The sequence below is a fragment of the Leptospira paudalimensis genome, assembly GCF_026151345.1.
GTDB lineage: Bacteria > Spirochaetota > Leptospiria > Leptospirales > Leptospiraceae > Leptospira_A > Leptospira_A paudalimensis.
The window spans coordinates 3,159,293-3,175,311 of sequence record NZ_JAMQPR010000001.1 but is presented as its reverse complement, the minus strand read 5'-3'; the positions used below and the strand labels follow the sequence as shown (position 1 = coordinate 3,175,311).

At 34.2% G+C, this 16,019-nt stretch carries 13 protein-coding genes; 5 read left to right on the top strand and 8 right to left on the bottom strand.

What is annotated here, in order from left to right; genetic code table 11:
• Positions 1-3: 3 nt before the first annotated feature.
• Genes ND855_RS14675 through ND855_RS14655 form a run of 5 tightly spaced genes read left to right on the top strand, consistent with a single transcriptional unit; the run spans position 4 to position 10,187 of the window.
• On the top strand, positions 4-1,590 hold the full coding sequence (locus ND855_RS14675; protein ID WP_265358957.1) for a methyltransferase domain-containing protein: 1,587 nt from the start codon (positions 4-6) through the stop codon (positions 1,588-1,590).
• Positions 1,591-4,656, top strand: a complete 3,066-nt coding sequence (locus ND855_RS14670; protein WP_265358956.1) for a peptidase domain-containing ABC transporter — start codon at positions 1,591-1,593, stop codon at positions 4,654-4,656.
• Complete coding sequence (locus tag ND855_RS14665; protein ID WP_265358955.1) at positions 4,649-5,752, top strand: HlyD family efflux transporter periplasmic adaptor subunit; 1,104 nt, start codon at positions 4,649-4,651, stop codon at positions 5,750-5,752. The genes ND855_RS14670 and ND855_RS14665 overlap by 8 nt, the downstream gene beginning before the upstream one ends.
• Positions 5,753-5,754: 2 nt before the next feature.
• Positions 5,755-8,820, top strand: coding sequence for an ATP-binding cassette domain-containing protein (locus ND855_RS14660; RefSeq protein ID WP_265358954.1), 3,066 nt, complete (start codon positions 5,755-5,757; stop codon positions 8,818-8,820).
• Positions 8,821-8,873: 53 nt separating this feature from the next.
• Complete coding sequence (locus ND855_RS14655; protein WP_265358953.1) at positions 8,874-10,187, top strand: TolC family protein; 1,314 nt, start codon at positions 8,874-8,876, stop codon at positions 10,185-10,187.
• Here the strand turns inward: ND855_RS14655 and ND855_RS14650 are convergent.
• From ND855_RS14650 to chrA, 8 genes are all read right to left on the bottom strand, one after another.
• On the bottom strand, positions 10,184-10,486 hold the full coding sequence (locus ND855_RS14650) for a hypothetical protein (protein ID WP_407658721.1): 303 nt from the start codon (positions 10,484-10,486) through the stop codon (positions 10,184-10,186). The two genes, ND855_RS14655 and ND855_RS14650, sit on opposite strands and share 4 nt — an antisense overlap.
• Before the next feature lie 29 nt (positions 10,487-10,515).
• Positions 10,516-11,091 carry an LBF_2127 family putative lipoprotein gene (locus tag ND855_RS14645; protein WP_265358951.1) on the bottom strand — a complete coding sequence of 192 codons (576 nt, stop codon included), beginning with the start codon at positions 11,089-11,091 and terminating at the stop codon, positions 10,516-10,518.
• A 48-nt stretch (positions 11,092-11,139) separates the two neighbouring features.
• Entirely contained in the window at positions 11,140-12,702 is a 1,563-nt protein-coding gene (locus ND855_RS14640; RefSeq protein ID WP_265358950.1) for an NAD(P)/FAD-dependent oxidoreductase, read from the bottom strand.
• A gap of 71 nt (positions 12,703-12,773) precedes the next feature.
• Positions 12,774-13,385 (bottom strand): FMN-binding negative transcriptional regulator, encoded by a 612-nt coding sequence (locus ND855_RS14635; RefSeq protein WP_265358949.1) that lies wholly within the window; start codon positions 13,383-13,385, stop codon positions 12,774-12,776.
• A 28-nt stretch (positions 13,386-13,413) separates the two neighbouring features.
• Positions 13,414-13,863: a GNAT family N-acetyltransferase gene (locus tag ND855_RS14630; RefSeq protein ID WP_265358948.1), complete on the bottom strand. Its 450-nt coding sequence runs from the start codon at positions 13,861-13,863 to the stop codon at positions 13,414-13,416.
• Positions 13,844-14,260, bottom strand: coding sequence for a hypothetical protein (locus ND855_RS14625; RefSeq protein WP_265358947.1), 417 nt, complete (start codon positions 14,258-14,260; stop codon positions 13,844-13,846). The genes ND855_RS14630 and ND855_RS14625 overlap by 20 nt, the downstream gene beginning before the upstream one ends.
• Position 14,261: 1 nt before the next feature.
• Entirely contained in the window at positions 14,262-14,759 is a 498-nt protein-coding gene (locus ND855_RS14620; RefSeq protein WP_265358946.1) for a DinB family protein, read from the bottom strand.
• A gap of 83 nt (positions 14,760-14,842) precedes the next feature.
• Positions 14,843-16,015: a chromate efflux transporter gene (gene chrA, locus ND855_RS14615; RefSeq protein WP_265358945.1), complete on the bottom strand. Its 1,173-nt coding sequence runs from the start codon at positions 16,013-16,015 to the stop codon at positions 14,843-14,845.
• Positions 16,016-16,019: the final 4 nt, after the last annotated feature.

Genomic DNA, 16,019 nt, shown 5'->3' with positions numbered 1-16,019 from the left:
AAAATGTACCTACTCCTTCCGGGGCGTCACCATCTCCTCACCAGGTACCAAAAGGAATACTTACTTCGTTTGGTAAACATGGGACTCTCGGAAGAATTGGATGTGTTTGGAAATCCATTACAAATTTCCAAACACCCATGTGCCATCATCTTTGCCGTTACATCGGCCAATCATAACAACACAAGGCGTAACCCACTTCCCCTTTACCAAAGGGCGATGATGATTCAGGATTTCTCCAGAGAACTCAACATTCCAAGTTTTGTAATTCCCATTGATGACATTGGTCATTCACCTAACTTTGCTTCGTATACAATTAAAAAAATTGAAGTAGAAACTGAGTTAAAGTTAAAATTAACGCCTGAGAATACAATTGTCCTTTGTTCCACACCAGTGGCGAACTTGTATCTGGAACTTGGATACAAAGTCCTACCAGTTGAAAAAGTTCCTGGTTCACAAGATTCTTTTTTGGCAAAACTTCCTTGGGAAGAGTTAGAAAGTATTGTTGTCAAACAAAAACAATCGAAACAAAATCTTGATCCTGCCTGTTTACGATTGTGGCAAGATTACGGCTTATTTGAAAAAGTAGATATGTTGTTTTCTGATTCTCTCATTGGAGATGATGGAGACCTAACCGAATCTCGGGATTATAATACCTATGTCCGTGAGATGGATGAAATCGCAGAACTCAAATTCCAAGAAACGATTCCTTTTTTGAAACCTGGTCGAATTGGGGACATCGGTTGTGCTGTTGGTTCATGGATCAAACTTGTCTGCCAAGATCCTAAGTATACGGAATCAGATTTTTATGGAGTGGAAATCGCCCGCCATCTTTACCATATCTGTGAACAAAGAAAAGAAAATGGTGAGTTCCAAAATCCCAATGTCTTTTTTTTGCGTAAAAATGCAGTGAGTGGACTTGTGTATCCACCTCTCAGTATGAATGCCATACATACATCCTCTCTTACCCATGAAATCGAATCGTACGGTGACCGGTCACAACTACTGGCATTTATCAAAAACCGTTTTGAGGAACTTGTTTATGGAGGGGTTTGGATCAACCGGGATGTTGTGGGTCCAGAAGACAAAGAAACGGAAGTTTATGTCTGGATGGAAGAGGATTCGAGTACAAACCAAGGACTTGGTCCAGAGGATTTTGTTAGTTTCAAAGAATACTTGGAATCCCTATCGACGAAAGAAAGATTTTTCCAATTCCAACAAGACTTTCGCAAAGAGGAAGGTTATGTGCTTAGGACGACCTCCATTTTAGTCGATGGTATAGAATACCACCGTATGAAACTCAAAGATATCTGCGAATACATCTCAAAAAAAGATTATACAGACAATTGGAAAAGTGAAATGCACGAGTCCTTTTGTTTTTGGAGTTTTAACGAATGGAAAGAACAATTAGAATCAATTGGATTTAAAATTTCCCCAAATTCTCGTGCCTATCGAAATGAATGGCTCGTTAAAAATCGTTATGAAGGCAAAATAAAACTATATTTACCGAGGATCCCAAATCCAAAACAAATCACCGATTTGAACCCTTATGATTTCCCTGTGACTCATATGCTCATGTTAGCAGAAAAATAAATGCAATCAGAAGTTAGGCGTAATCTTGAAAAAATTCGAAATGTATTTCGATCTAATTATTTATTAGCAGAGTTAGACGATTCGGAACGAGAATCACTAATTCCTTTTATTGAAGTCAAATTTGTTCGGATTGGACAAATATTAATCAAAGCAAACCAAATGCCTGAGTACATTCATTTTGTTCTCACTGGCAAATTTGGAATGAAACAAAACAAAGAGGATCTTCATTTAGGAAGGTATGCATTCGTTGAAGAAGGTGAGTCGATAGGAGAACGGATCACTTTAACAAAAACTCCATCAAAACATGATTATTACGCACTTGAACCTTCTATTGTTTTGTTATTACCAACTTCTCGTTTTTTAAAGTTAGTTGAATCTCATCCTGAAATTGCAGAAAAAGCAAAACATAGAGAAGAAGAACAAGAAAAATTCCATTACGTTCGCAAACTAAGTTTTTTTGATGAATTATCTCCTGAAGAAATCAAATCCATTTTAAAATCGATACAACTCATTAAAGTTCCTCAAGGTGAATTCATTTTTGTTGAAGGTGAGTCTGGAGAATCAGCATACATCGTCCGTTCTGGAAAAGTTCAAATCAGAACTGAAAATCCGAGGAAAATCATCTCGATCATGAAATCTGGGGATATACTTGGTGAAATTGCAATCTTTAAACAACAAAAAAGATTAGCAAGTGCCATCACAGCAGAAGACTCAGAACTCTATCAAATTCCAGGAAATGTTTTTCGTAAGGTTATTGGTGCGGAAAAAGGGAACAAACTTGAAGAGATTGTCCAATCAAGACTCTTACGGTATTCCACATATAAATCCAAAGAAAAAGAAGAAAATTCAATTCGTCCTTTTGTTTCTAAACGATTTGAAATCAGAAAAACAACTCGAACGATTTTAATTGAACAAGTGACTACAGACCAAATGAGCCTTGTTGGTTTGGTTTGTTCTGAGTTGGCATTAAGGACTTTTGACAAAGCACTCCCTTCAAATTGGAAAATTAGAATTAAAAATGAACTGAGTCGAAATATTGTTCCTGGAATTTTTGAATTAGCAATCGAATTAGAAAAACTTGGTTTTTTAACAAAACAACTTCATATTCCTTTTTCAGAATTAAATAGTTTAGAGAATCCTGTATTCATCACTGATGATGAAAATATACCATGTTTATTGTATTTAGTTGATTTAGAGTTAGATGCAATATTAATCTCACATCCCATTAAAGGTGTGTATGAATTATCGACTGAACAATTTCTAAAACTATGGGATGGTGTGATTTTACAATTTTCTCTTGCTCCAAGCAGTTTGTCAGCAGAAGTGAGTTTGATTAGTTTTTTTAAAGAACTTAGGATGTTATTTAGTCCCAAAAAGAAAGAAATTCGTTGGGTAATGGTAGCTACTTTTTTTTCAGCAATCTTATCCCTTTCGTTACCTTATTTAATACGCCAGATTGTTGACCAAGTTTTAGTTTTTTCTGATCGTAACTTTTTATTTACAATTGTATTTGGAGTAACTCTTTCTGTACTTTTTCAATCCTTGTTTTCCCTGTTCCGAAATTTGATTTCCATTGGACTCATGCAAAATTTGGAATATAATTACTTTGTTCGTTTTTTTCAACATATCTTGAATTTAACACTTCCAGAGTTTCGTAAATTTGAAACTGGAGATTTTACACAAAGACTAAAAGAAAACCAAAGAATTTTAGAAATCACACAAAGATCGGGTTTGTTTTTAATTTTGGATCTTATCACACTTCCAATTTATTTATTCATTTTATTTCGATTGGATGGTGGATTATCATTTGTCGGATTATTTTTTCTAATCGTTTATGCAATCGTTGTTGTTCGTTCCAGTTCAAAAATCAAAAAGTTGCAAAAACATAGTTTTGAATCAAAGAAAAAAACAACTTCCTTTTTTCTATCTTTGTTTTCAGGAATTCAATTGATCAAAGCTTCTTCGATCGAAAGTCGTTATCTTGCAAAAGGATTAAATGAAATTGCAAGGACAATCTTAACAAACTTAAGAGTGGGAAAAAGAGTACACATCCTTGAATTGATAAGCAAATTCTTTGAGCAAATTGGTTTGATTTCAGTCATCGCTTATGGAGTGAATCTTGTTTTAGATGAACATTTATCACTGGGAAGTTTTTTAGGTTTTTTAATCCTTTATTCCTTACTCATGGAACCAATCGTAAGATTATGCCATTTGTATGAGGATTTAAACGAGTTAAGAGAATCTCGTATGAGACTCACAGAAATTTATTCACTTCCAGGTGAAACTATCAGTTTACGACCGTTTGGTGAGCTTCCGAGATTGTCGGGTAGAATTAAATTAGACAATGTAAGTTTTCGATACTCGGAAGGTTCTCCTGAAATTCTAAAAGATATCAATTTAGATATAGAAGCAGGAGAAAAAATTGCAATCGTAGGTCGAAGTGGGTGTGGAAAATCGACTATGATGCGAATTATGATGGGAACACTTTCTCCAACGAAAGGGAAAGTGTTTGTTGATTCGTTTGATTTATCTACACTTGATCCAGAAGAAGTAAGAATCCAATTTGGTGCAGTAGAACAAAATCCTATTTTATTCTCTGGAACGATAACAGAAAATTTATCTAAAAAAAATCCATCGCTCCTTATGGAATCATTATTGGCTGGTGCCAAGTTGGCTTCTGTTGATCAGTTTGTGGATAGATTTCCGATGAAATATGAAACCAAAATTGGTGAGTCTGGAGTTGGATTATCGGGAGGTCAAAAACAAAGACTTGCGATAGCACGTGCTTTAGTAACGAATCCAAGTATTCTATTTTTAGATGAACCTACTTCTGCATTGGACTCAGAAACGGAAGCTCATATTCAATCACAATGGGAGACTGTTTTTTTGGATCGAACAGTCATTCAAATCTCCCATCGACTACATAGTACAGTGAGTGCAGATAAAATCATTGTCCTTGATGAAGGTCGTATCGTTGAAATGGGTACACATGCTGAATTGATCCAAACAAAAGGTTATTACTATCATTTGTTTCCTACCTTAACCGAAGAGGAAAGCCATGTTTAAAAAATTTAAGAACTTAAAAGAAACAGATTCCAATTGGGAATCTAGGCATTCTGCTTCTTACTATGATGAATTACTGAAACATCCAGCACCAAATTGGGAAAAGAAGGGCATATACCTCATCGCTGTATTCTTTTTTTGTTTTGTTTTGTTTTTAGTTTTTGGACGAGTTGATGTTGTCGTACAAGCAAATGGTAACATTCGCCCCAAAGGCAATTATCATGTAGTAGAAGCATTAGAAACAGGTACACTCACGAATTTGTATGTAAAATCAGGTGATTTTCTTAAAAAAGGAGATCCCATTATGGAATTAGAATTTTCAGAACAACAAATCGAACTTTCTAAAGATGCGAATAATTTGGATTACGAAGAAAAAAAATTACAAAGGTTAATTCGTAATAAACGTGAAGCTGAAAAAATTTCAAAAAATTTAGCTTATAATTTAGAAAACAATTCCGGCTCTTCCTTATCTGGAGGAGTATTAAGTAAGTTTGTAAGTTTAAAAAAAGCTTATATGGATTTTCAAAATGGAGTTGGTGCAAAGTTCATTTATGACCAAAGTTTATTAGAGTTTAATGAAGAATTTGGAAACTTAAAAGATGAAATCCAACGAGAAGAAAATATAATCGCAAGTCTTCGCGGAGATACCAAATTAAAAAAGGAAAGAGTTGCCAATGCGGTAATTCGTATGCCTTTTTCTGGTGTGATTGGTGAATTAGCTGTTAATAACGTAGGTCAAAACATCATTCGTGGACAAACAGTGGCTTCACTTATGGAAGAAGGCCAGCCATTGGAAGCAATCGTTGAAGTTAGTAGTAAAGACATTGGTGCTGTAAAACTTGGACTGTCTGCAGTGATTAAAGTAAAAGCATTTCACCAAAATGATTTTGGTGTCGTAGAAGGAATTGTTTCTCAAATCATACCAAATACAAAAGAGAAGGATTCGTTTAGTGTGATTTTAGTTTTGGGAACACAAGATTTAAACCAAGATGGTAAAAAATTTCAGTTATTCCCAGGATTAAAAGTTGTAGCAGACATTGTCATTGATAGAAAAAACATTTATCAAATTTTATTTCGTTACGCTGATCCAAGGAATTAAATTTGAAACGTAATTTCAAAGATATTTCAGATTTAGTAAAAGAAGATAGTTTTTTATCTCAACTATCTTCTGCAGATCAAAAAAAAATAATTTCATTCTTTGAATTTAGATCATTAGTAGCTGGAGATAAAATAGGAGGAAATGAAAACGACCCAACTCCCATTTTATTGTTAGAAACGGGTAGAATTCAAATAAAACTAAAAATCAATCAAAATGAGTTATTGATTAAAACATTAAAGGAAGAGTCTCTTTATGGAATTTCTGAATTCACTTCAGATTCCCTTGGAAAACAATTATACTACATTGAAGAAAATTCCAAAGTATTAACACTATCTACTACATCTTTTTTAAAATTCATCAATTCTGATAAAGATCGAAAACGAATTTGGGAGGATTATAAAGAAAATGTTCAATTAAGAGATGAACTTAGAATTCATCCTTATTTTCGAAAATTATCTAATTCTGAAATCCAAGAACTTTCAAAATTATTAGTCAAAAGAAAAATAAATTCTGGCCAGGTATTGATTAAAGAAGGTTCAAAAAGTTCATCGTTATTTTTTATCAAGTCAGGTAAGTTTAAAGTAACAAAATCAACGTGGCAAAATGATTATTTCTCATTTGTAGAAGCGGGATCTGTCCTCGGTGAAATGGGTGTTCTGGAAAAAAAAGTAAGGAATGCTACAGTAACTGCAGTGGAAGATAGTTTCGTTTATGAGTTATCTTCTAAAAGCGCCGAACAATTCTTTAAAAAATCTGAGAGTTTGCTAATTACAATTCGCTCAATCATGAGTGAAAGGAAACTTAATTTAGGTGAAAAATCAAATGAAGATGATTTTGAACAAACGAATGTTTATGAAGAAGATAAGTTTCATTTTTTACCTAAATTAAAATTTTCACCACCAATTCGAAATCAGATTTCTTTTCCATTTTTATTCCAAGAAGGAAAATTCCAATCAGGTGATGTATGCCGTAAGATGATTCTAAAGTATTGGGGTTATTCATTTGCTGAATATGACTCAGACCCAATGTTTCCAGATTTTGATCCAGATATTTTGCCTTACCATTGGAAACAATGTTTTGGAGAGGAAAAAGGTAATTGTTATTTTGTTAATTGGCGGGAACATGAATCGGAAATTAATTCATCTCCAACAATTTCCTATTTAGAAAATTCAAAGTATGTAATCGTAAAACACATTGGAGAAAAGACAGTCACAATTCTTGATCCAGAGATAGGTGAAGTTGTTCTTAATCGAAAGGAATGGGAGAAAAAATCATCGGAGATTGTGATTTATTTTGTTCCCAAAGTGATTCCAAGTTCATCATGGGAATGGAAAAATCGATTTTTTAATGGAATCAGTGAATACTTTTTACCTGCGATTCAATATTTGAAAGCAGGTATACTCGCTAGTTTTATTTTGAAGGGACTTGAAGTATTTATACCTTTAGTCAACTTATACTTGATAGATGCTGTATTATTACAGGAAAGCCGAGATTTTTTCTTACCAGTCATTGTGTCAGTAGTAGTATTAAGTTTGGCACAATCATTTTTGGGATATTTTCGATCGAATGTAATATTTTTTACAAGTAATCGTGTCAATCAAACAATTGCTATACGATTTTTAGTTAAATTAATTTCACTTCCAATTTCATTTTTTGAAAGAAATCGAAAAGGAGAAATTCTGAATCGATGGGAGGAAATTGAATCAGTGATTTTGTTTTTTTCAGACCAAGGTGCTATGAAAATCTTCGATTTGATTTTTAGTTCATTGGTTTTCATTATATTCCTATTTTTATCTCCAGTGTTATTAGTCATCATTATGTTGTTTATCATACCCGAGATATTGGTTTTACGTTTTTTATCACCCAAAATCATTGAAGAAACAAAAAAGGAATCTTTAAAACGAGCTGAAACATTAAGTTATTTTATCGAATCAATCAATGGATTTGAAACGATTAAAAATTTAGGGGCAACATATTCACACAGATGGGATTTTGAGAAACGACTAACGGCTCAATTAAATTCCGAAGGGAAAAAACTATTTTATTCAAATTTACTTTCAGCGAATACTGAGTTTTTTAAACAAATAACAATCGTGATAGTTTTATTGGTCGGTAGTTTGTTGATTTTACATGACCAAATGACTTTGGGAACTTTGTATGCCATTGTTGGATTGATCACATATATCCGAACGCCATTGATATCTTTATATGAAGATTTTTTAAAGTTTCAAAAAGCAAATGTAGCTTGGAATCGGCTTAGAAGTTTTGAATCCTTGGATAGTGAAATCTCTGATAAGGACAATTTATTCAAAGTTGATTTACCTGAGGTAAAAGGTAATATTGAATTCAAAAATCTTTTTTTCGCTTATGACAGCCAAAAACCAGAATCAGGAATTCGTAATTTATCACTCAAGATTCAACCAGGAAAAAAAGTTGCCTTTGTTGGACGTAGTGGTAGTGGCAAATCAACAATCATAAAACTATTGTTAGGATTGTATAATCCTACTCAAGGTGAGATTTTAATTGATGATATTCCTCTCAATGAAATTTGGTTACCAAGTTTACGAACTAAAATTGGTGTCTGTTTCCAAGAAAATCCATTCATTTCAGGAACGGTTCGAGAGAATATATCCATCACAAAACCTGAAGCAACACTAAGCGAAGTGGTAGAAGCAGCAAAACTTGCGTGTATCCATGATGATATTGTAAAGTTACCTTTGGGATATGATACTGAATTTTCAGACCGAGGTTTTTTATTCTCAGGTGGCCAAAAACAAAGAATATCCTTGGCTAGATTGTTTTTACAGAGACCAAACTTACTATTATTAGATGAACCAACATCATCTCTCGATAAAGAGACGGAATCGCGAATTCTGTCACATATCAATTCCGTTTTTGCAAATTCCACAATCATAACAGTCGCTCACCGATTGGACACCATCCGAAATTATGACCAAATTTTCGTTTTAGAACGTGGAAAATTGGATTCAAAAGGGAATCACAAAGAGTTACTTTCCAAAGGCGGAATTTACCAATTGCTTCATTCCAAACAAGAAGCGATCCGATAATTCAATTAGTGTCAGATTCTCGGAAAATTCTAAGTTTTATCATCCTGCTTATTATGTCAAATTCCCACCTTTTGGCAGAGGTGGTGAGTTTCTATGATTTACCGAAGTTAGTTGGAGAAAAGTCTTATGAATTAAAACTGAAGGAAATGGAAATCCAACGTAAAAAAGTGGATATCGATACCCGTAATTTACGTTATTTGCCTTCCGTAAATTTGGAACATTCTCCTTTTTTTGAATCACTTAGAGGTGATGGATACAACCGGAAAGGTTGGAGTACAACATTAAATCTAAACTGGAATTTTATGGAGCAAGGTAATACAATCCTTACCAACATGATTCTAGAATTGGAATATGAACGATTACTCCTTGAATATCGTGCTCTTTACCAAAAAGAACTTTTTGACCAAGCGTTTCAGTATGCAGAAACTTTAAAACTTTTGGCTTTTTATGATTATGATTTTTCAAATGAATCAGATGCAGACAAACAATTTCAAACTGTACAAAAACTTTATAAACAAGGAATTGAGTCTTATTTGGTGACTCAAAACTCAAAGGTTGACTATTTCTTTTATAAGTACAATGCGATAAAATCTAGACTTGACCAACAGAAAAGCCAATCAATTTTTAGAAGAAAATTTCTTTTAAAAGATGTTACATTAAAACAAATTCCTGAAAGAGAATACAAAATCCTTCCTCTAGAATCAACATTAGCTGAGTTTGAAAGAAATTTATCTGATGTAAATTTTGATTTAATCTTAACAGTCAATCAAATCAAAATTTTAGAAATTCAAAAACAGGTTCGATTCAATGAATTATGGGTACCTGATTTTTTTGTAAACATTTACAATCAAAATACAAGAGAATCTTATTCTGGTCTTAGTGGAACTTGGACAAATCCGATGCAAGTATATGATTATAGCAGAAATGATTATAGTATTTATGCAAGATCATCTGATGCAGATTTAAATGTAGGCGGAAATTTCGGCTTCCGATTTCCTTTATTCAATCGTTGGTTAGACAAAAATGAATTTGATAAATCCAAAATTGAAGTGAAACTTGCAAAGTCACAATCTCAGTTTTTACGAGAAAATACTGGATTGTATTTGTTTGAATTAATCCAACAACATAATAACCTAGTTGAGTTGTATGATATTTCTCGCGAAAGTAAAAGAATCGCAGAAGAAAATTATCAAATTATGGAAAAAGCTTATAAAACAGGATCTGCATCAATTATTGAATTACAAACAGTTGATAGACGACTTAGAGATGTAATGCGTAATGAAATCCAAAACCGTTATGATTTAATCCAATTACGACTGCAGATCGGTCTTTTGTTAGGTGATACAATGAAGTTTTTAAATAATTAAAGTACGATCGGTGGTCTCTCCGAATTCGTTTCTTTTTTTCCTGTCATACCACATTTTTCCACTTTCCATTGGTTCAATATTTCATCTGATTTGACTTTGTTTTTGTAATGGATATAAGGCGTACTAAGGATAGGTGCTAAAAATATCGGAGAAAATGCAGAATTGAGTAACGAAAGAGTTACCACGAGTCCAATGGTTAATGTATTTTCATCAAAAACTTCAGTAACTTGTCTTTTGGTTTGGAAATAATATGCCTTACATTCTTCTGTATGATTTGCAGGTTGGAATGGAATGCTCACACAGCCTACTAAAGATAAGATAGTTAGAATTATAGTGAAGCTTCTAAGTTTTTTAAACATACATTCACCGCTTCTAAATTTGTCTCTTCAATCATCCTATGAAAGTTTCTAACCTTAAAGAATCCATACAGAAATTCTTCTGCATTTCCTTTTTTAATGATCGTTTCTTCTTTTTGTAAATCTTTGTTAAGATAAAGTTTGTAATGAAATTCGACAGAATATTCACCTAACCGATATTGTATGGGCCAAATTGCTACGAATGGATATACAGCAGGCCAAGTATACCACCAATTGTATCTGTCTGAATAGATAGTTTTCATCTCAACATCAATTGTATAAAAATCTTTAACTTCATTTGGATCTAATTCATTGTAAACGTTTGTGAATATACCAGAAGACTGTAAATGACCTTTCCAAGCCATACGCCATGCATCCGTGTAAACACCTCTATCCGCTGAAAGTATTTCAAACTTACCGATAACAATCGGTAGGTTCACTTTATTCCTAGTGAGATTGCCATTTTTGGTTGGAGGAGGGACTTGGCGAAGGTCAGTAGAACAATGGAATAAGAGGGATATGATGATAAAGGCGAAGTAATGTTTCATTTTTGGAATCATAGAATAATCAATTTGATTGAGGAATCAATCCTTTTCTTATTTGGTGAAAGTACCAGTGAGGGCAGCTTCCGCACATTTCATACCATCGATTGCAGCTGACACGATACCACCTGCATACCCAGCACCTTCGCCACAAGGATATAATCCGTGAGTCGTAATGTGTTCTAAGGTTTCTGGATTTCTCGGAATTTGAATTGGAGAAGAAGTACGTGTTTCAGGAGCATGGAGGATCGCTTCATTTGTAAAGTATCCTTTCATTGATGAATCAAACTCTTTGAAACCCTTTTGGAGAGCATCTACAATGAGTGGTGGTAGAACTTCCGACAAAGAAACGGAAACAAGCCCAGGAGTATATGAAGTTTTCGGTAGATCGGTTGACACAATGTTCTTTGTAAAGTCTACCATACGTTGGGCAGGGGCTTTTTGTGTTCCGCCATTGATTAAAAATGCTTTTTGTTCTATTGAAGATTGGTATTGTAAGGCAGAAAAAACTCCAAAGGATTCAAATGATTTAAAATCATCTAACCGAAGTTCTACGACAATTCCTGAATTGGCTGTTGGTCTAGATCGTTCTGCACTAGACCAACCATTTGTGACAACTTCTCCTGGTTTTGTGGCACATGGTGCAATCACTCCACCTGGACACATACAAAAACTATAAACACCACGACCATTAATTTGTTTTACTAACGAATATTCAGATGCGGGTAATAGCGGATTCTTTGTTTGGCAATGGTATTGAATGGAATCGATTAAACTTTGTGGGTGTTCCACACGGACACCAATTGCAAGTGGTTTTGTATGAATTTCGATTCCCTTTTCATGTAATAACTGAAATATTTCCCTTCCAGAATGGCCAGTTGCAATGATGACTTTTTTTGCCATCCATTTTTGACCATCTGCAGATTTAACTCCAGTGATCGAATTTCCATTCATGATAAGATCAGTGACTCTTGTGTGAAAATGTATTTCTCCACCAGCGGAGAGAATACATTCTCTTATACTCTGAATGATTCTAGGTAGTTTATTTGTTCCAATATGAGGATGAGCGTCGACTAAGATTTGTTTTATGGCACCAAATGAAACCAAATACTCAAGAACTTTTCGGATATTACCTCTTTTTTTGGATCGAGTATAAAGTTTTCCATCAGAATAGGTTCCTGCGCCACCTTCGCCAAAACAATAATTAGAATCTTCGTTCACAATGTGGTGCACATTGATGCCTCGTAGATCAGAAACTCTATCTTTTACATTCTTTCCTCTTTCCAGAATGATCGGTTTTTTGCCGAGTTCTAAGGCACGTAATGCAGCAAATAAACCAGCAGGTCCTGCTCCGATGATGAGAATGGGTTCTTGAAGTTTTACATTTTGAAAATCTGGAATGGAATATTGGTATGGTATAAATTCTTCATTGATGTAAACATCTAACCTTAATTGGTACACAACCTGTTTTTGCCTCGCATCAATGGATCTAGCTGTGCATTCAATATGTTTGATGTCTTGTTTCGGAATTTTATTTTGTTTGGATACAAATTGTAAAAGATGATCCGGATTGGATGCAATTTCGGGAGTTACTCGGACATTTAATTCTAGTTTCAATGTATTTCACTAAACTCAGTTGATCAATTCAAGAAAAAGAAATCCAATTCAGAAATTGAAGAGAACAATTCTTATGAATTTTGATCTAAGGATTGTTTCATTAATTTGGCAATCGCTTTTTCATTGTCACCTGGCTTTCTCTCAAGATTCTCAATCACTCGTAACCTTCGTTCGATTGAGTGGTTTTGGCTTAACTTCTGTTTTCCTTCCATTTCTGTGATTTGAATTCGAAACGGAACAATTCCTTTTTGTAATCCGATCAAATAATCCTTCTCAACTTCACCTAGATTATAACTCGAGTCATTGGATTCAAATGTTTGTACAAGTGTTTTTAAACTATTTTGAATTTCCGAAGGATCTTCCATATAGGTTAAAATTCCTTTGATATGAACTGCTGTGTAATTCCAAGTAGGAACAGACCGATTTGTTTCGTACCAAGATGGTGAGATGTAAGTATGTGGGCCAGGAAATATACAAAGGACCTCTTGGTTTAGAGAATGTTTCTGAGGATTTGGCTTTGCAAAATGTCCTATCAAATATCTTTGATCTTCACTAATTAACAGTGGTAAGTGGGTTGCTTCCATCTTCCCATCAACATTTGAGATCAGAATTCCAAATGCATTATCTATTACAAAATCAAGTATGGAAGAAGACTCCATTCGAAAATGTTCGGGAATGTACATCGCAGTTTACCTCTGCAAAATAGTTTCGTTAATTTGATTTCCAGAAATAGGATAAAAACTCTGTTTCCTGAACAAATCCTTCTTTTTCATATAAGGATCTAGCTTCTTTATTGTGCATAGAGGTAGATAATTCTAAACCTTTTCCTTGGAAAGATTTTGTAAAAGATTTTGCCTCAAGGATCAATCCTTTGGCGATTCCTTGTTTTCTATTTTCAGATTTAACATATAAATCATTTAGAATGTAGGAACGTTGCATAGAGATGGAGGAAAAAACTGGATACAATTGTGTGAATCCAAAAAAATTTCCAGTATTTGGGTCTTCCGCTAGAAATAGAACTGATTGGCCATGTTCCATTCTGTCTTGTAAATACCGTGAAGCACCTGCTAGGTTGCTTTTTTGGCCATAGAACTGACGATATAAATCGAAAAGTTCTGCGAGTTTGGAAATGTCTTTAAAGTTAGCTTGTCTGATTTTCATATTTTAGTACCAACGTGAAACTAATCACTGATAAAATGGCAGTGATTGGTGTAGCCAGTAAAGTTTCTAAATTTGTAATGGCAACCAAATTCCCGATTGTATTCATAAAAAATACAGCAGAAATAAATCCGAATATGATGCGGATCCATATCGGAACAAAACCATTGTTCATGTATTGTAAGTATAAATGACTACAATACACAAAAAAAACATTAGCAATTAATGATATACTTTCCATCAAATACATCTCTTCGACCGATTGAAGTCTACCTCCCCAAAGGTATTGGTAAGGAATGATTTGCAATAAAGCAAATACGTGAAAGACTGATGCCAAGGAGAAAATTACAAATAAGATTTTACTAGTGATGGTTCTTGTTTTCTTAGATGGATTCCACATTTCATTTTCCTAATGATTGTAAATAATAAACGTAGTCAATCTCAGGAGCGATACCACCTAAATGTGTGATGGCAGCTGTGATTTGTCCCCGATGGTGGGTTCTATGATTCATATTATGTTGAACAACATCACAGTACAATAGTTCGGCTTCGAATCCTCGCATTGTATTGTATCGAAATACATTTTGCCAGTTTGAATCATCGAAATTCTGAATCCAACGATTCCAGTTTCCAATATGAATTTGGAGTTGTTCTTTTAGCTTGTCCTTATTTGTTTCCAATTCTTCTGCGAGTGATGTTGGAACATAAACTTCACCAGAGAGTCTTGAGAACCATACTTTCTCAACAACTAACAAGTGATTGAGTGTTCCATGAATTGACTTAAAAAACAAACCAACGTCTTCTTTGTAATCATCATCTGATAACTTCTCAATGGATTGGTAGAGAAGATTTGTTGCCCAAAGGTGGTAATTATTGTTCCGAAGGAAAAAATCTTTCATTAAGAAAGATTTTTCCATATTATTTTAACAGACAATGAGAAATTTATATTTTGTTTCTTTCGTTTGCAATTTCTAGAACAAACCTATCTGTAAACGATAAAACTGACTGCGACTGTAGCGATGACCACTAACCAGGAAGGTAATTTCCAAAACTCCAAAAGTAAAAATCCCACAACCACAAGTGCAAAGTCTTTTGGTGCATACACTGCACTTGTCCAAACTGGATTGTAAAAGGCTGCTAGTAAGATTCCTACAACGGATGCATTGATTCCTAACATCAACTTTCGGATCCATAGATTTTTTCGTAATTGTTCCCAAAAAGGTAAAGCTCCAACAATGAGTAAAAATGAAGGAAGGAAAGCTGCCACCAAACAAATGATAGCCCCATACCATCCGTTTGGTGATATAGATGACACAGCCCCTAAATAACCACTAAACGCGAATAAAGGTCCAGGGATCGCATTTGACAAACCATACCCTGCCATAAATAAATCATTATTCACCCATCCAGTTGGGACAACTTCTGCTTGTAATAAAGGTAGTACAACATGTCCACCTCCAAATACTAATGCTCCAGCGCGATAAAAGCTATCTATATACTGAATCTCTATAAAATTTGAAACATTTCGGAGAATAGGTAAAAGAAATAAAAAAATAAAAAATAATGCGATGAATAGAAAGCCAATTATTTTTTTGCCAGTTTGCATTGGTTCATGTGGTAATGTTTCATTTGATTTGAGAAAATAAACACCAAAGAAGCCGGAGAATATAAGAAGTGAGATTTGTAAAACTGCTGAACTAAAAAATAACAGTATCACACTTGTTATGATAGCAATAGTTAACCTCTCTTTATCAGGACAAAGTTTTTTCCCCATACCTAAGATTGCTTGTGCTACTACAGCAACAGCTACAACTTTTAAGCCGTGTAACCAGTGTTTGTGGTCTGAAACATCCATTGTCCCTAAACCTATACCAAACAATACGAGTATCAAAAAAGAAGGTAATGTAAATCCAATCCAAGAAATGATAGCTCCCAATATCCCACCACGAGAAAATCCGATTGCCATACCCACCTGGCTACTGGCAGGTCCAGGTAAAAACTGGCATAAGGCTACTAAGTCAGCATATGCGTGTGCACTGATCCATTTTTTTTTGGTTACGTATTCATCATGGAAGTAACTTAAATGAGCAATTGGACCACCAAACGAAGTACATCCGAGTTTGAGCGCTGTAAAAAAAATTTGTAATAGTTTCATATTT